Origin of the sequence: Microvirga pakistanensis, from assembly GCF_004458765.1 — a bacterium.
Lineage (GTDB): Bacteria > Pseudomonadota > Alphaproteobacteria > Rhizobiales > Beijerinckiaceae > Microvirga > Microvirga pakistanensis.
Map to the genome: position 1 here is coordinate 35,255 of NZ_SPJX01000321.1, position 16,427 is coordinate 51,681.

17 protein-coding genes and 3 pseudogenes are annotated in these 16,427 nt (G+C 61.2%); 12 read left to right on the plus strand and 8 right to left on the minus strand.

Translation table 11 applies throughout. The features are described from left to right. Nucleotides 1–73 precede the first annotated feature (73 nt). A complete protein-coding gene (locus tag E4K09_RS17160) occupies nt 74–781 on the plus strand; it encodes a glutathione S-transferase family protein (protein ID WP_134499008.1) in 708 nt (235 codons plus the stop codon). A gap of 252 nt (nt 782–1,033) precedes the next feature. Here the strand turns inward: E4K09_RS17160 and E4K09_RS17165 are convergent, their stop codons facing one another. Next, complete coding sequence (locus E4K09_RS17165) at nt 1,034–1,915, minus strand: LysR family transcriptional regulator (RefSeq protein ID WP_134499009.1); 882 nt, start codon at nt 1,913–1,915, stop codon at nt 1,034–1,036. 84 nt (nt 1,916–1,999) lie between these two features. Here E4K09_RS17165 and E4K09_RS17170 point away from each other — a divergent pair, with 84 nt between their 5' ends. The 3 genes and pseudogenes from E4K09_RS17170 (at nt 2,000) to E4K09_RS17180 (ending at nt 3,742) form a co-directional block, all read left to right on the plus strand. Then, nucleotides 2,000–3,010: a polysaccharide deacetylase family protein gene (locus tag E4K09_RS17170; RefSeq protein ID WP_244610554.1), complete on the plus strand. Its 1,011-nt coding sequence runs from the start codon at nt 2,000–2,002 to the stop codon at nt 3,008–3,010. Between the two features lie 128 nt (nt 3,011–3,138). Beyond that, nucleotides 3,139–3,228: pseudogene (locus tag E4K09_RS17175) on the plus strand (IS6 family transposase); the annotation flags it as partial. Nucleotides 3,229–3,319: 91 nt separating this feature from the next. Beyond that, nucleotides 3,320–3,742: a MerR family transcriptional regulator gene (locus E4K09_RS17180; protein WP_204985748.1), complete on the plus strand. Its 423-nt coding sequence runs from the start codon at nt 3,320–3,322 to the stop codon at nt 3,740–3,742. A gap of 68 nt (nt 3,743–3,810) precedes the next feature. Here E4K09_RS17180 and E4K09_RS17185 read toward each other — a convergent pair. Beyond that, nucleotides 3,811–4,399 (minus strand): annotated as a pseudogene (locus tag E4K09_RS17185) (IS6 family transposase). 100 nt (nt 4,400–4,499) lie between these two features. Between E4K09_RS17185 and E4K09_RS31105 the strand changes: the two are divergent. Beyond that, nucleotides 4,500–4,697 (plus strand): hypothetical protein, encoded by a 198-nt coding sequence (locus E4K09_RS31105; protein WP_425293855.1) that lies wholly within the window; start codon nt 4,500–4,502, stop codon nt 4,695–4,697. 98 nt (nt 4,698–4,795) lie between these two features. On the opposite strand, the gene E4K09_RS17190 is transcribed toward E4K09_RS31105, so the two are convergent. Then, complete coding sequence (locus E4K09_RS17190) at nt 4,796–5,332, minus strand: TetR/AcrR family transcriptional regulator (RefSeq protein ID WP_244610555.1); 537 nt, start codon at nt 5,330–5,332, stop codon at nt 4,796–4,798. A gap of 192 nt (nt 5,333–5,524) precedes the next feature. Here E4K09_RS17190 and E4K09_RS17195 point away from each other — a divergent pair, with 192 nt between their 5' ends. Together E4K09_RS17195 and E4K09_RS17200 are read left to right on the plus strand one after the other, a co-directional pair. Beyond that, a complete protein-coding gene (locus tag E4K09_RS17195; RefSeq protein ID WP_134499011.1) occupies nt 5,525–6,544 on the plus strand; it encodes an SDR family oxidoreductase in 1,020 nt (339 codons plus the stop codon). Nucleotides 6,545–6,617: 73 nt separating this feature from the next. Beyond that, nucleotides 6,618–7,556, plus strand: coding sequence for a hypothetical protein (locus E4K09_RS17200; protein WP_134499012.1), 939 nt, complete (start codon nt 6,618–6,620; stop codon nt 7,554–7,556). 205 nt (nt 7,557–7,761) lie between these two features. Here E4K09_RS17200 and E4K09_RS17205 read toward each other — a convergent pair whose 3' ends face one another. Continuing rightward, complete coding sequence (locus E4K09_RS17205) at nt 7,762–8,511, minus strand: sulfite exporter TauE/SafE family protein (RefSeq protein WP_134499013.1); 750 nt, start codon at nt 8,509–8,511, stop codon at nt 7,762–7,764. Between the two features lie 326 nt (nt 8,512–8,837). Continuing rightward, on the minus strand, nt 8,838–10,058 hold the full coding sequence (locus E4K09_RS17210; RefSeq protein ID WP_244610557.1) for an MFS transporter: 1,221 nt from the start codon (nt 10,056–10,058) through the stop codon (nt 8,838–8,840). Between the two features lie 121 nt (nt 10,059–10,179). Here E4K09_RS17210 and E4K09_RS17215 point away from each other — a divergent pair, with 121 nt between their 5' ends. After that, nucleotides 10,180–11,028, plus strand: a complete 849-nt coding sequence (locus E4K09_RS17215) for an AraC family transcriptional regulator (RefSeq protein WP_134499014.1) — start codon at nt 10,180–10,182, stop codon at nt 11,026–11,028. 22 nt (nt 11,029–11,050) lie between these two features. Next, a pseudogene (locus tag E4K09_RS30285) lies at nt 11,051–11,164 on the plus strand (IS110 family transposase); the annotation flags it as partial. Between the two features lie 34 nt (nt 11,165–11,198). Here E4K09_RS30285 and E4K09_RS17225 read toward each other — a convergent pair. After that, nucleotides 11,199–11,916 (minus strand): IS6 family transposase gene (locus tag E4K09_RS17225; RefSeq protein ID WP_193557306.1). Its coding sequence is split into 2 segments (ribosomal slippage): nt 11,199–11,633 and nt 11,635–11,916, totalling 717 coding nucleotides; the frame shifts between segments, so codons are not numbered across the junction. 1,007 nt (nt 11,917–12,923) lie between these two features. Between E4K09_RS17225 and E4K09_RS17230 the strand changes: the two genes are divergently transcribed. Continuing rightward, nucleotides 12,924–13,619 (plus strand): class I SAM-dependent methyltransferase, encoded by a 696-nt coding sequence (locus E4K09_RS17230; RefSeq protein WP_134499016.1) that lies wholly within the window; start codon nt 12,924–12,926, stop codon nt 13,617–13,619. Here E4K09_RS17230 and E4K09_RS17235 read toward each other — a convergent pair. Then, the gene (locus tag E4K09_RS17235) at nt 13,580–14,032 is read right to left on the minus strand and encodes a hypothetical protein (protein ID WP_134499017.1); all 453 of its coding nucleotides are present in this window, start codon (nt 14,030–14,032) and stop codon (nt 13,580–13,582) included. The two genes, E4K09_RS17230 and E4K09_RS17235, sit on opposite strands and share 40 nt — an antisense overlap. Nucleotides 14,033–14,155: 123 nt before the next feature. On the opposite strand from E4K09_RS17235, the gene E4K09_RS17240 reads away from it, so the two are divergent. Next, nucleotides 14,156–14,764: a hypothetical protein gene (locus E4K09_RS17240; protein ID WP_134499018.1), complete on the plus strand. Its 609-nt coding sequence runs from the start codon at nt 14,156–14,158 to the stop codon at nt 14,762–14,764. A gap of 99 nt (nt 14,765–14,863) precedes the next feature. Continuing rightward, entirely contained in the window at nt 14,864–15,802 is a 939-nt protein-coding gene (locus E4K09_RS17245; protein WP_134499019.1) for a glycosyltransferase family 2 protein, read from the plus strand. Nucleotides 15,803–15,869: 67 nt separating this feature from the next. On the opposite strand, the gene E4K09_RS17250 is transcribed toward E4K09_RS17245, so the two are convergent. Continuing rightward, nucleotides 15,870–16,427 (minus strand): calcium-binding protein (locus E4K09_RS17250; protein ID WP_166802371.1); only part of this gene is annotated, 558 nt, incomplete at its 5' end.

The following is a 16,427-nucleotide window of genomic DNA, read 5'->3' on the forward strand; positions in this document are numbered from 1 at the left end:
CTCCAAAGTAGCGGCTTCAGCCGCAAAGTCCATGGTGCCATGTTGGTGTCGTCACAGACACAAGGAGACACACATGGTTCAGACCCTCTTGTATGGCGTCCCGTCGGGATGCTCGTTCGGCTCGATCGTTGCCCTGGAGTGGCTGGGGGAGCCCTATCGGCTCTGCCGCATCGAGATGCCGGAGGGCGTGCAGACCGACGCGTTCCGCCGGATCAATCCAGTGGGCGAGACGCCGACGCTGGTGACTGCCACGGGCGAGCGGATCAGCGAGAGCATGGCGATCCTCAACCACCTCGGAGCTCGGGGGATCGGCAAGGGACTGTCGTTCGCCCAGGGCACGGCCGGGTTCGACCGGCTCAACCAAGTCTTGGCATTCCTCAACACGAGCTTCTTCGCCAGCTTCGGCCCGCTCTGGTACGCCCTTGAGCATGGGGTTAAAGGCCCCGACAAGGACGCCCTCAGGGCCTATGGTGCGGCGAAGGTCACCAAGGCCCATGCCGATCTGGAGCGGATGCTGGGTGACAAGGAATGGCTGCTGGGAGATCGGCGCACGTTGGCCGATGCGTACTTTATCGGCATCGCGCGGTGGACCAAGTACCATGACGTTGTCGATCGCCGCGACTACCCCGGCTTGCAGCGGCTGTTCGAGAAGCTGGAGGCGGATCCGGCAGTCCGGTTCGCGCACGCGGTCGAGCGGGGCGAGACCGCTGTCAGCGGAGGCGGGTTCCTGGGCGAAGTCACGTTGGACGACGTTCTGCGTCAGCAGGCGCTCGCCGCCTGATGCAGCACGCTAAGCCCGCCTTATGCTCTGAGGTGGGCTTAGCTCCTGAACCCGTTCGTAGAGCGCACCCGCTACACCTTCCAAGACGTGGCTCTTAAATGGGCTCATCCTGGTGGGACAGAGATCGGGTATATTGACTTTCTATGCCTTGGTGACAATCCCTCGCGCAAGAGCCGTCAATGAGGGAGGAGCATCCCAGATGCCTCGTGAATGGCTTTCACGGGGTCGATTGAGTTGCCTGCGAGGAGCGCTTCATGTGTTGGAAAAAAGACGTTCTGCCATGAAGTCCACGAAAACGCGGATCTTCGGCGACAGGTAGCGGCTCGACGGCCACAGCATCCGGAAGATGCCTTCGTGATGGATATACCGATCAAGAATCGGCACCAGGGTGCCGTTCTCGAGTTGCTGCCGGATTGCAAAATCCGGCAGGCTGGCGATGCCGTGTCCCTGCTCAGCCAAATAAATCAGTGGCTCGATCGTGTTGGCTACCGTGGCTATCGGCAGCGTGAAGGCCTTGCCGATCCGTAAGGGCCATGGTTCGAGCTTGCCGCTTGTCGCAAAGCGATGATGCAGGCAAGCGTGTCTTGCCAGATCGGACGGCTTCCGCGGTGTGCCCCTCCGGGCGAGATACTCGGGCGCGGCGACGAGCCTGAAACGGAACGTCCCGAGTGTGCGGGTCATCAAGCGTGAGTCACTCACCTCTCCGGCACGTATGACAGCATCGAAGCCCTCATCGATCACGTCCACCAGCCGATCCGTGAAGTCGAGGTCGAGTTCGACCTCGGGATAGCAGTGCATGAAGGCGCTCAGCGTCGGCATCATCAACATGCCCACCAAGGGAAGGCTGACCCGCAGCTTCCCCCTTGCCGCGCCCTGCGTCTGCGCGAGTTCCTGCTCGGCGGCCTCAACCTCGCCAAAGATGCGCCGGCACCGCTCAAGGAACAGTTCCCCCTCGGCTGTCAGAGTTATCGTCCGTGTCGAACGATGAAACAGTCTGACGCCGAGCCGTTCCTCCAGCCGGGCGACCGCCTTGCCGATGGCCGAGGACGACACGCCAAGGCGTTGTCCGGCAACGGTAAAGCTGCGGGTGTCTGCTGCCTGAACGAAGGCGTTAAGAGAGCCAAGACGATCCATTCACGCTTCCCGCGATTGCGGACAAGATTGTCCGAAGTCTTATGAATTATAGCCCAATTCTCCGCCCAGGTTGAGGGCCCTAACTTGGCCTCGAGGTTTCACGAGATCCTGAAGGACACCATGACGACACGAGAATTCCTGCAAACTCCCGCTGCCGGGCCGACCCCCACCAACCCTGCGCCCCTCCTCGGCACTGCGTCGTTCGAGGTTATGATCCCCCCTCAGGAGCATGATCGCTTTCCCTATTCGGCCATTGTCGACCGCCCGCGACTGCACTGGCCGAATGGGGCCCGTGTCGCCGTCTGGGTGATACCGAACATCGAGCATTTCCTGTTCGACCGCCCCTCCAGCTCGATCATCCAGTCGACCATGGGCTTCGTTCCCGACGTATTGAACTACTCCTGGCGGGACTACGGCGTCCGGGTCGGCATCTGGCGCCTGATGGACGTGCTGGAGAAATACGGCGTCAAGGGAACCGTGGCGCTCAACGCGGATGTCTGCCGTCTCTACCCTCGCATCATCGAGGCCGGCAAGGCGCTCGGCTGGGAGTGGATGGGGCACGGCACCAACAATTCCACGGTGATCAACGGGCAGTCGGAGGACGAGGAACGACACCTCATCACGGGTGTGCTCGACACCATTGAGGCCAGCACCGGGGCACGTCCGCGCGGTTGGCTGAGTCCTGCCCTGACCGAAAGCCATCGCACCCTCGACATCCTGGCCGCTGCCGGCATCCGGTATGTCGCCGACTGGGTCAACGACGAACAGCCCTACCGGATGCGGGTAGCAAATGGTGAGATGCTGTCGCTCCCATACTCGGTCGAGATGAATGACTATACGGCCTTTCTCGAGCAGGGGCTGAGCGGTGAGGACTTCGCCCAGGCCCTCCGAGATCAGTTCGATGTTCTCTACGAAGATGGCGCCGGGACGGGCCGGGTGATGTCGATCTGCCTGCACCCGTTCCTGATCGGTCACCCTCACCGCAGCAAGCACTTCGCCGAGGCACTGGCACACATTACCTCGCGCCGCGATGTCTGGCTGGCGACCGGCAGCGAGATCGCCGACTGGTACAACGGCAACCATCACGAGACCTAGGACTTCGACTTGATCCCGTCCGCCGATTATATCCCGGCGGGGGCGCGCCGCGCTCCTGCCATTGGCGTGTCGTACCGGTGATGTCACGGTAACTTTCGGTCAGCGGCTTGTGGCTTAAGAGCCGCGGCATGACCAATCCCATCAGCTACAAGCTCCACTGGATTCCGTCCCAGATCATCGCTCATGCCGTTTGGCTCTACTTTCGATGTCCCCTGAGTGGGAACGGCAACAACCTGTCTCATACTTGCGTCACTTGACCCTCACATTGGCGTCAGGGTTTAGGGTTCGTTCAGGAGCACGGAATGAAGATTGGCGAACTGGCGAAGCGGTGCGAGCGTACGGTCCATCCGTCACTACGAGGCGATGGGTCTCATCCGCCCGACGCGGACGGCAAGCGGTTACCGGGACTTCGAACCGGATGACGCCGCGCTTGTCCGTCGGATCCGGCGGATGATCGGCCTTGGCTTCAGCACGTCCGAGATCGCGCTGTTCCTGCCTCAGATTTCCGGCGAGGCGGCGCGGGCGTCGGATTGCCGTGCGGTGACGGCCGCGCATCGCGCGAAGCTCGATGAGGTCGAGCGGCAGATCGCCGACCTTGAGCGCCGCCGTGACGCGCTGCGGGCAACGCTCTGTGAGGCTGTCCAGCCACCATGCTCCGATGAGACCGGGAGTGCGTCGCCGGTCTCCATGCCCTTGTCATCCCCGAGTTCATCCCCAAGGAGTCGAGAGTGACGTCCAAGCAGCGTTGTCACTTTAACCAGCAGTAGGCGCGTTGGAGCAAAGTCCGCCGTCTGGCAGCTTCAAGTGGCGACATTAGCCGCGACGTTCCTCTCCGCCATGGCGTTCAGGCGATGAAGACGGGCAGCAAGGGCAGAGCGGTGGGAGCGAGGGAGAACGAATAGGTTGCGAACCGCTGAGAAGATCGTGGCGAACCGCTGCAGACCTCCCGGTGACCGGAACCCCTGCATCACCCGCTCTCGTCGCCGCAGCGACAGGTGAGAGCTCCCCACCCTGTTATTGAGGCCCTTACGCGAGCGGTGCTCGGTCCTCGGCATGATCTGGCGCCGGGCGGCAGCATAGAAGCCGAGCTTGTCGGCGATCAGCCGCTTGGGCGGGCGGCCCTGGTTCTTCAAAAGACGCCTCGGCAAGCGCTTGGCCGCTTTGGCATCGCGGCGGCTCGGCGTCTTTCGCCTGAGGCGGCGAGTGTAGGCCGGCCCGAACTTCAGCGCCAACCGGCGAACTGTCTCAGAGGGGACGGACAATGCCACGCTCGAGCAGCATCTCCGCAACCAGACGTAGGCTCAGTGGAGATTTGAAGTACAGCCACACCGCATAGGTGATGATCTCAGGCGGAAAGCGGTGGCGTTTGTAGCTGATAGATCTACTCATCCTGGCCCGTCTACACGGTCGCAGTCAAACCCGAGTTAATGTGACCACGCCCTGACAGCACGTATCATCTCGAGTTCACGCAGCATCGGGATGGAAGTCCATGCCCGGCCCCGAGCCGCGACAATCTTCTGGTGCTGTACATCCCCGATGCGGTGGAGTTGGCTCGCGCCCGCGACCGGCTGATCCAACAAGGTCATGGACCTTTGAGCCGGAGAACCCGTATTGGCTCGGCCAGAGCGTGACATTCGAAGATCCAGACGGCTGGCGGGTCGTCCTATGCCAGACGCCCGGGATCTAGGTTGGAGTGCGTGTCGGAGGGCAACCAAACTGGAGCCAGCAGCGATGCGCACAGCACCAGACGGTCACGCCAGCGTGTTCCGTTGCCAGTTGCATGGATCATTGCGGATCGATTCCGCTTACTATTAGCGCGGTAAGGTTGTTGATTGCTGCCATCTCATCGAGCTTCCCCCGCGTCATATCACGCGACAGCGCTTCGGCAGCGCCGACGATTCCAACACAGCGCTGTTGAAGTGCGTCACGGGAGAGCTTCGAGAACGGCGCTAGGGCGTTGGCGAAGATCCCGATGCAGCCGTCAATAAGATCTTGCTGAACGGCCTCCATCTGAGGATCGCCCCTCAGGGCGGCCGAGATGGCATGTCCTTCCGGTCCTGAAGCGGAGTGACACGTCATGTAGGCCCGCGCGATCAGGCGTGCAACTTCATCCAACTGGTGTCGGGCAGTCGCTAGGCTGTCGAGCAGTGCTCTGACCTGCTGCTCGTCGATTCGACGGTAGAGCGCGATCAGAAGGCCAGATCGCGTCTCGAAGTGTTCATAGGCGATCGGCTTACTGACACCGGCTCGCTCCGCCAAATACCCGAGGGTCAACGCGTCAGCCCCATGCTCACGGATAATTTCGAGTGCCGTCTCGATCAATTGCTCCCTCCTGTCGGCCTTTGATAGCCGACGTTTCGAGCCGGGTTTTTCCCCTACTGCCATTCACCACCTCGTCAACAATGACCGCTTGACTATTACCGTCTCGGCGCGCATACCTACCAACGGTAAGTTACTAATGGTAATATAACAGAAGCACCCTACAGCGGCAATCGCCCAAAAAGGATGAAACGAATGTCACTTCCAACAGCTCCCGTACTGGTCATAGGAGGCTCGGGCGTCGTCGGCTCCCAAGCCGTCCGCATGCTCCGTTACCGCCACCCTGAATTGCCTCTTGCCATCGGCGGGCGAGACCTTCGCCGCGCCGAGAGATTAGCGGCCGAAGTGGGACAAGCGGCGGCCGTTGTCATCGACCTGACGCGTCCCGATCTCGGGCTAGGCAAAGAGTCTACGTTCTCGGCGATCGCACTCTTTGTGAAGGATCACACACTCAACTCATTCCGCTATGCGCTCGATCACAAGATCCCGTACCTGAGCATATCGACGGGCACCTTCGAGATCGGTCCGGAGGTGGGCCTTTTCATCCACCAGCCTGACAGGGCTCCAATCCTGATGGCAAGCCAATGGCTCGCCGGGGCGGCAGTGTTCCCCGTCCTCGAAACAGCGGCCAACTACGAGACGATCAAATCGATTCGCATCGGCGTTGTGCTCGACGAACAGGATATGGGCGGCCCTGCGGCGTCCGATGATTTTGAACGGCTCACTTCCGTCGCGCCGGCAGCCCTGACGATCAAGGATGGCGGGGCGTCATGGGTGACCGGCGAGGAGGCGAAGGGAACCGTCAAAAGTATCGACGGCACTGAACTGGACGCCCAAGCCTACTCACCCTTCGACGTGCTCAGCTTGGGGGCAGCCACCGGTGCTTCCTCAATACGCTTCAATCTTGCTTACGGAATGTCGGCCAGCCGACGGCGCGGTGAAAGCTATTCGACCGAAATTGTCATTGACGTGACGGGAACCAGAAAGGACGGCCGGGAGGAATCCTCGCACCTGGAGATCGTCCATCCGCAGGGACAGGCGCCGCTTACCGCGCTTGGCGTCTCTCTAGGTCTAGAACGCTTGCTCGGGTTGCGCGGCGAAGCGCCGCCGCCAGGTCTTTATTTCCCGGAGTTGCTGATTGAGCCCGAGTATTTCGTGGAGCAGATGAAAGTGATCGGTACGCACTTTGACGTGGCAGAGGAAGGGATCTGCTAACATGACCCAGAACACTAACCGCCCTGTTCTGATCCTCGGCGCCACCGGAAGTCTTGGTTCTCGCACGACCAGGATGCTCCGCAAGCTCCATCCTGAGCTGCCCATCACGATCGCCGCGCGGGACATGGATAAGGCCGGGGCCCTCGCACGAGAGGTCGGAAACGCAAACACCGCACAGATTGACCTTGGCTCCCCCGGGCTTGGTTCCGGTTCCGGCGAGAAGCACAGCATCGTTGTGACGGCACTGCGAGATCACTCCCTCGACACTTTGCGCTATGCGCAAGGACAAGGGATTCCCTACATCGCGTTGTCGGATGGCGTTTTCGAGCTGGGCCCGATCGTCGCTCATTACGCCCATAATCCAACGTCTGCTCCCATCCTGTTGCTGGGGCATAGCAACGGCGGCTCTCCTACTCTGGCGACATTGCACTTCGCCAACGAGTTCACGACGATTGATGCGATCGAGATCGGAATCCTCTTCGATCCGGGCGATCCGTTTGGCGCGGTCTCAGGGAAGGATCTTGAGCGTATCGAGAAGATTGGACCCTTGCCGCTCGTCAAGAATGACGGCCGTTGGCAATGGGCCGACAAAACCCTTTCCAAAGGCAGATTGACCAGCGTCGATGGCACGCCCCATGAGGCGCATGCCGCAGGCTTGCTGGATGTATTGAGCCTCGGATCTGCAACTCGGGCGGACCGCGTGCGCATCGACCTCGCGGCAGGTCCGACAGCCACGACGAAGCGCGGTGAGGCCGCCTCCAATGAGGTCATTATCGAGATCTCCGGCACCCGGGCAACCGGTGAGTCCGGCCGGTTTCGCTACGAGCTCATAGACCCGGAAGGATATGCCGCCATGAGTGCGCGCGGCGTTGCCGTCGCTGTCGAATGCCTGTTGGGCCTGTCCGGGAGGCCTGCGCCTAAGTCCGGGCTGTTCTTTCCGGAAACGCTGATCGATCCGGCGCATCTGGTTCGGCGACTTGAGACCTTCGGCGTAACGGTTCGCAGAGTGTGACGGCACTGCGTGGGAACGCTTGGCACAAGGGCGGCACGAGATTTGGAGAGGACCGGCGAGCCGACCCATTGCGCCACGGCCCGCCGAACGCGTGCTGCCATCGTTGAGCCATCTAAATGGAGAAGACTATGTTGTCGACATTACTTGCAGTACTTACACTTGTCGTTGTCCCGAGCACTGCCCAGTCTCACCGCGGCGAGTGGCATCAAACGTAGGCCCATACGAAGAACGCCACCGTGGTGCCGGCGGCCAGCAACAGCGTCCCGGCCCGAACCACCGTAGGAGGCAGGATCCGCCCGACATGGGCCCCACACCATCCGCCTGCGACGGCACCGAGCCCCACCAGGAGGCAGGCCGTCCAGGCAACAGCGCCGGCGGCAACGAAAGACAAGACGGCAATGCCGTTGGCAGCGCTCACCATCAACGTGCGCGGCGCATTCAATGCCTTGACCTCCGCTCCGTCGAGAATGCTCCAGGCCGCCATCATCATCAGCCCGACCGCACCGCCAAAATAGCCTCCGTAGACGCCGAGCAGGAATTGCAGGCTCAGGATCGTTGCAAGGCCGGCCCGAAAGCGAGCGCGCAGCGCAGGCCCGATCCGCCGACCAAATGCCAGCATGATTGTCGCGACGAGCAGCAGCCACGGCAGGACCTGATCGAACAGGGCGACAGGCGTCCACAGCAACAGCAGACTTCCGACGAGACCTCCAACCAGGGTGACGATCGCGACCGGCACGAGAGGCACGCCGCACACGCCGGCCAGGCCGTCCCGATAAACCCAGGTGCTGGCGAGACCACCGGGGAACAAGGCGACCGTGCTGGTGGCGTTGGCGCTGACCGAAGGCACCCCGGCGCCGATCAGGGCGGGCAGGGACACGAAGGAGCCCCCACCCGCGAGGGCATTCATGCTGCCCGCGAGTAAGCCGGCGAGCAGCAGAAGCAGCGTATCGTTCATGGATGGATCCAGCCTGTCAGTTCGAGTGCAATGGCGCCGTCCAGCGCGAAAACCTGGGCAGCCCAGCCATCATGCTGCCGGCGCGATGCGACGCAATGCGGATGTTTTGCAGTCATCCTTCGGCCCTGGCGAAAGATAAGGGGCAACGTTCCCTAAGCTGGTGCAAAGCCACCCTTCGTCCTAGACGAGGAGTGGCACTTCCCTTGATCGGAAACCCGGCCCCATGAACGGTCTTCCGCGACTCGTCATGGATGTGATTGGTCCGCCGAGCCATTGTTCCTCCCGCCGCCAGCGCCCGCGTCGATCGCGGGCGCTGGCGTCCCTGTCTAGGACAGCTTGGATTTGGGCTGGTGGAGGTTCGGCAGGAAGGCTGTTAGGATACCGATCGCCGGCAGGAACGAGCAGATCAGGAAGGCAAACTCCAGCCCCTTCCAGTCGGCCACCCATCCCAGCAAGGCTGCACCAATGCCGCCGATCCCGAAGATGAACCCGAAGAACAGGCCGGAAACCATGCCGACGCGGCCGGGCATCAGCTCCTGACCGTAGACCACAATCGCCGGAAAGGCCGAGGACATGAGCAGGCCAATGACCACGCTCAGGAGGACCGTCGTCGTCAGACCGACATGCGGCAGGATCAGCGTGAAGGGCAGCACACCCAGGATCGAGACCCAGATCACGATCTTGCGGCCGAGCCTGTCGCCGATCGGGCCGCCTGCGATCGTGCCGGCCGCTACAGCCGCGAAGAACACGAATTGAAGGATCTGTGCGTCCTTGGTGGGGAGCTGGAACCGCTCGATCAGGAAAAACGTGTAGTAGCTGGTGAACAACGCCAGATAGACCCATTTCGAGAACAGCAGCGCGAGCAGGATCGCCATGGCGCGCGAGACCTGTCCCCTCGACAGGGTAGGATGACGCGCGGGCGCTTTACTCGTCGGGCGCACCGCGTGGCCGTTCGCTTGGTACCAATGCGCCAACCCGGTCAGCAGGATAATGCCGGCCACGGCGGCAATTGCGAACCATGCGAGGCCGTGCTGGCCACGCGGCAGGACGATGAACGCCGCGGCCAACGGACCCAGCGCGGAGCCAAAGTTGCCCCCGACCTGGAACAGCGACTGGGCCAAGCCGTGCGCCCCACCAGAGGACAGGCGGGCAATCCGCGACGTTTCAGGGTGAAAGATGGATGAGCCAAGGCCCAGCAGCACGGCCCCGGCGAGCAGGATCTCATAGTTCGGCGCGAAGGCGAGCGTAAGCAGCCCGCTCATCGAGGACACCATGGCGAGCGGCAGCGAGTAGGGCATCGGCCGCCGATCCGTGTATAGGCCAATAAACGGCTGGAAGATCGACGCCGTGAGCTGATAGATAAAGGTCAGCAACCCGATCTGCGCGAAGGTGAGGTTAAAGTCACCCTGTAAAGTCGGATACACGGCAGGCAGCAAAGCCTGCAGCATATCGTTCAGCATATGGCAGACGCTGGCAGAGATAAGAACCGGGAAAACCGTTCCTTTTGGTTTCGCGCTCACGGGTAATGCTTGGCTGGACACGTTCAGTTCTTTTCTCGATTATGGGATGGCTTGGGCAAGGCACTTGCGGCCGATGTGACACGACGATACAGAACTCAGATAGGGCCTGCCACCACTGTTGGGCCTATGTACTACGAGAGTGGGCCAAATGCGTGACCTCCGCATTGACACGGTTGACCGCGTGCCCCAGCCGATCCTTGCCCTCGGCCGCGTCTATCCGGATCGGTTCATCATCGAGCCGCACCATCACCGGCGCGGCCAACTGATCTCCAGCGCGTCAGGCGTGATCGTGCTGACGACGCCGGAGGGTACCTACGTCATGCCGCCGCAGAGGGGGATGTGGATCCCGCCCGGGACCGTGCACCACGTGCGGATGGTCGGAACGGTCAGCATGCAGAGCCTGTATTCGGAGCCGGATGCGGTTCCCGGTATGTCAGACCGCTGCCAGGTGGTGGGCATCTCACCGTTCATGCGCAGCCTCATGACCGAGGCCCTGAACCTGCCTTTGGAGTACGAGCTGGACAGTCGCGCCGGTGCGCTGATGGAGCTGATCCGGCATGAGATGCAGCAACTCCCGGTCCTGCCGTTGTCGCTGCACTATCCCACCGACGGCCCCCTGGCGGAGCGCTGTCGGCAATTCATCCAGCGGCCATCCGTCCACGAGACCATCGACGATTGGAGCACGGCGATCGGTATGAGCCGGCGCGCCTTCACACGGCTCTTCCGGCGCGAAACTGGGCTGAGCTTCATGGCGTGGCGGCAGCAAGCCTGCCTGCTGTGCGCCATGCCGCGCTTGGCTGCCGGCGAACCCGTGACCACGGTCGCGATGGATCTAGGGTACGAGAACCCGGCGGCATTCACGATCATGTTCAGGCGCGCTTTCGGGAGTCCGCCCTTGGCCTACCTCGGACTCAGGAACAACCGCGTCCCCCACGGGACCGGCTCTGATGGGGTGGACGCCCCCAACGGCCTTGGTGTGCCAAAGTGGAGGTGTTGAGCACCACTTGAGGGAGCCGTCCATGGGAGAGGTTAGCACAATCGGCGTGGATCTGGCGAAGAACGTGTTCCAAGTCCATGGGGCGGATGCATCAGGCGCGGTGCTGTTCCGCAGGTTCTGTCGCAAATCCGGGATAGGGACGAGAAAGCAGCAGGTTCATCGTGCCGCCCTCACGCGGCAAGCAGGTGAAACTGCTCGGCCAGCGACAACTGCTGACTGCAAGCATATTTCGCCTGCTGCTTACGCATCATCTGCTGCTTACGCATCATGTGGATCAACTCGATGCCACTTGAGATCAACCGGGCACTGCAAGCAGACTTGAAGCCGAGCATCGGACGCACACGGCGTTTGACGGCACGGTGATCCTGCTCGATGCGGTTGTTGAGATATTGACTCTGCCTGATCCTAATAAATTTCAGCCTGCACCCTGAACTGTCCTGGAGCCGGTCAGCGGTACCGCAGCACAGGATGGCTTCCCGGTTCGTCTGGCTGCCGTCGATCACGATCCGCTCGGGGCGACCGTGCCGCTTGAGCGCCTTGCGCAGGAACCGCTTGGCAGCAGTTAGGTTACGCCATTCACTGAACCAGAACTCAACCGTGTCGCCGATTGCTGTCAATCGCCCGGTAAAGGTACATCCAGCGACCTCTGACCTTGATGTAAGTTTCCTCGACGTGCCACTTGCTGGTGACGGCCCTCTTGCGTGCATTGAGGCGCTTAAGAAATTCAGGCGAGTACCAAACGACCCATCGGTGAATGGTCGCGTGGTCGACTGAGATGCCGCGCTTAGCCATCATCTCCTCAAGGTTCCGCAGACTCAAATTGTAAGCCAAGTACCAGCGGATGCAGAGCAGGATTACCGAACGATCAAAATGCCTGCCCTTGAACATCCCTGTCTCCGCTCCTGTGACTACGGTCTCAGTAGCTGAAACTCTGAAACAAATTGTTTGCGACGGAACCCACGGAGCTGCCGGCGCTCCAACACCACAGCGCCGCAACCACAGCCTCACAACCCAGATCCCTGAACGCCGCCACGTCAGGGGCTTGCACGCGATCCTCGCCTTTAAATCTGAGACTGCGGGGGCGCTCCTCCGGGGAGTCGCCTGCTGTTCTGCTGCCCAGCTTCAGGGGCTCCGGTATCTTTCCGGTTCTGCTCGAGGAGGCTGATGCACGGCTGCGCCGGGGAGGGTCTTTCGCGGAGCAAAAACGGTCGTTGCAACGTAATGTAAGATGGCAGTTCCGAGGATAGCCAAGGCACCTGCAAAGATGCCTGCGATGAGAGCAAGATAAGGCCCAGACGTCCACAGGAAGGCCGCTGTGAGAAATCCTGAGCAGATCGCAAGGACGCCGTAGAGAATAATCACTCTCGCCCGCCTGATAGATTTGGTTCGAGAAGATGGACCAATAGACTGCAATTATCATGCCGGAAACGGCAAGGCTAGCCGCAGTCGACAAGAAAGGCTGAGGATTGCGGGGGTAAGCCGTCAACCTCTCCGGGAAGGGGCATACCACAGGGGCGAATGGTTCGAATCGACTGCGGTTTTCAGGCGAGCGGGATCAATATGGGCTGAAAGGCGAGCCTGGCTGACCCATCATGAGCAAGGTCTGGCACCTCCGGGCCAGCGAGCATCGAGTGAGGGGAAATGGTCCTGACACCGCCCTGAAAGGGTACCTCTCAATAGAAAGCGCCAAGGCTGTTTCGTTCAATTGGCGGCTATCTCGGAAAGCATATCTATGGTGCTTGTCCCGCGAACAGGTTGCTGAACCCTGTGCTCGGTCCAGATCGTCCTGAGGCTGTGATGTCTCAACGCCGGCTTGAGCGTGAGCTTTGCCGTTACGGCGGGATGGTGAGCTCTTATGGCCTGCAGGGGCGGCACGCGAAGGAAAGAGGGGGTGAATGCCAATGACGAGCGGCTGCAACGAAACGAGCGGAGCGTCACAGACTTCCATGGATCCTGTGCTGCAATATCACTACGGAGAGTTAGATATTGCGAAGGATCCAGCGCATCCCAGCCACGCCTTGCCGCCAATCCGACCTGACTACCGTCACATTCTCGATATCGGGTGCGGCATGGGGCAGAGCCTCATGGCCCTGCCGTTGACAGCCCAGGTCGAGGCGTGGGGCATCGACTGCGATGCCACGGCCATCGCCGCGGGATCCCGGTTCGTTCCGCAGAATGTCCACCTTCTCGTCGCGACCGGTGAAATTCTCCCATTCCCCGATCAGTCTTTCGATCTCGTTTTCTCTCGCGTCGCCCTGCCGTACATGGACGTGCCAAAGGTCATTGGCGAGGTCGCCCGCGTTTTGCGGCCCCGAGGCGAGTTCTGGGCCATGCTGCACCCTCCCAGCATGCTGTGGGACCGGGCCCGCCAAAATGTCCGATCAGGAAGAATAAAGGACCTCGCGGTCTGCGGGTACATCGGCGTCAACAGCCTCATGCTTCATATGTTGGGACGGCAGTTCCGCATCGGTGAGTTCTGCGAGACCGTGCAAACCTACTCGGGAATGCAGCGCATTCTGGCTGCGGAAGGGTTGCAGCCTCTCACCACTCATCAATCCCGCCATCTTATCGTGAGAGCGTCCAAGGCATGAACGGGGGCAATCGCTTTCATATGCTTGACATCACCCTTCGTGCGGCTGCGAGGCGGGCGTTTGGCCAGCCTGCATCGCCAGGAAAGGGCCCGGTTCATCTTTTCTTGGCGATCACTGATCATTTCGAGCCGCAGGTTCACCAACCCGGACAGCACATCGCGCGGAAGCGGCTTGAGCAATGGCTTCGGGAATATCCGCTTATCGCGGCAAGGCACCGGGACTGCGAGGGGCGCCCACCTGCGCATGGCTTCTTCTATCCGTGGGACGAGTTCGATGAATGGGAGTTCTCGCGCCTCGTGGAGCTCTGCGCCGGGGGATGGGGTGAAATCGAATTCCATCTCCATCATCGCGACGACACCGAAGAATCCCTTCATCGAAAGATTCGACAGGGGATTGAAACCTTCCAGGCTCACGGCGCACTATCCGCATGGCCCAGCGGGCGTCCGGCCTGGGGGTTCATCCACGGCAATTTCGCCTTGGCCAATTCCCGGTGCGAGGGAGGCGTCAATTTCTGTGGTGTGAACAATGAGCTCGCCGTGCTGGAGCAAGAAGGCTGCTATGCGGATTTTACGTTCCCGGCATGGAGGACGACGGCTCAACCTCGCCAGCTGAATAGCATCTACTACGCATCGGGCGATCCGACATGCCCCAAATGCTACGACAGAGGCGTTCCGGCGCAGCATATGTCTCCGCGCGCGTCAGGCGTCGTGCTGGTCGAGGGTCCCCTCGTGCCGCATTGGAAGCCCGGCAAAGGAGGCCTGCCCCGTCCGGCGATGGATGACGGGACACTGACCACGAATCTCGGTTACAGCCCCGAACGCCTTGATCGCTGGGTTCAGGCGAGGGTTCACGTGCAAGGACGTCCCGATTGGCTGTTCATCAAGCTTTCGTGCCATGGAGCGGCAGACGGGGATCGCGAAGCCTTGCTGGGCAGGGACCTCGAAGCTCTCTTTTCGGATGCCGAAGCGCGGTACAATGATGGCGAACGGTTCAGGCTTCACTACGTGACCGCCCGGGAGATGTACAACCTCATCGCAGCGGCCGAGGCGGGTCTGGATGGCGAGCCGGGAGAATTGAGGGACTGGCTGCTTCCGCCGCCTCATTCACCCGCATACCAGACCCGCGCCGCGGATCGCGCGGGCTGAGGCCCACATTGCGCATTCCGGTTCGTACATGCTTGCAGCCCCGGACAAGGCAAGGGCGCTGCCGGCGATTTGGCAGACAATGATTGACGAGGAGCCGTCGTGCTGGTCTCAGTGGTCATTCCGCTCTTCAACAAGGGCCCTTATATCACCCGGACCCTGGAATCGATTGCGTCGCAAACCTACACCGACTTCGAAGTGATCGTGGTGGATGACGGCTCCACGGACGATGGAGCGGCGCAGGTCAGCCGTTTTCCCGACGACCGCGTGAGAGTGATGACGCAGGCGAACCGCGGGCCTGGGCATGCGAGGAACCGCGGAGTCGAGGCTGCTCGCGGTGAGCTTGTCGCCTTCCTCGACGCCGATGACGAGTGGCTCCCATCGTATCTGGCCGAGAGCATCCGGCTTCTGACTGAGAATCCTGACGCTGCGACGGTCTCCTCCGGTTATTACGAAATGCCGGGCGGATCATCCACCGAGCCCATGTGGCGTAACCGGGGGATCCGCCCGGGGCTTCACCGCCTCGACCCCCGGACGGATCCCATGCTGGCCGTCCACATGTTGGCTTATATGTCGCCCTGGTCGACGGTCGCGCGCATCGATGCTCTGCGCAAGCACGGAGGCTTTTACGAAAAGAACAGATGCCTGTACGGAGAGGATGCGTTCCTGTGGCTGAAGGTTCTCCTGAACGAGCCGGTCTTCTTCAGCTTGAATCCGGCCGTCAGGTATCATCGAGACGCATCCGAGCTGAGTAGCAATTTGGCCGCTTCCCGCCCCGTCGAGCCCTTCTTGAGCGAGCCAGAGGAAATCGAACGCTCTTGCCCCGAAGAGCTAAAGCCCCTCTTGCGCAAGATCCTGGCCATTCGTGCCTATAAGACCGCTTGCATCTTGGGACTTTGGGGGAATTGGCGGCATGCGGCCGATCTGAGACGCCGCTTCAGCGCGCCCGTGGCGCACACTCTTCCGTATTTCTGGGCATCATTGGTATGCTCAAACCCGGTGGGAGCGACGGTCGGAAACATTCTCTACCGGTTCAGGTGAGCGTCTGCCCTTTGGAATCGACATGCCCTCCTCGAGTGGAGCTTGAGGAGGGCATGAGAGAGCCAACTTAGATGACGAAGATGTCCAAGTTGGTCAGGGTCGGCTTGTTGGTCAGGGTCGCAATATGCACAGCTGCTCCCTGACCCGATCCATCCGCATCGTAGAACAGCTTGCCGGTGCCCTTGTCATAGACGATGAAGTCATTCTGATCCTTCGCCTTGGTGCCCAAAGCCAGGTAGGCCTTGTTCAGGGTCGCAGGCTGGGTTGATGAGCCGACCTTGCCGATTTTGGTGAACACCGCGTTGTCAAGCCAGATGCTGTCGTACACTGGATTGAAGTCCGTAACCTTGTCGACATTGCCAGAGGACGGTTTGGTGTGAAACACGAAGGCGTCGTTGCCCGTGCCGCCGGTGAGCGTGTCGTTGCCCGTGCTGCCGTAGAGCTTGTCATTGCCTGCACCGCCCTTGAGCGTATCGTTGCCGGCGTTGCCGATGATCTTGTTGTTGCCGGTGTTGCCCGTGATCGTGTTGTTGCCGGTGTTGCCCGTGAGGCTGATCGAGGCGGACCCGGTGGCGGTCAGGTCCGTTTTCCCGGCCGCCAGAGTATGGCTGACGCTGGTGGTCAC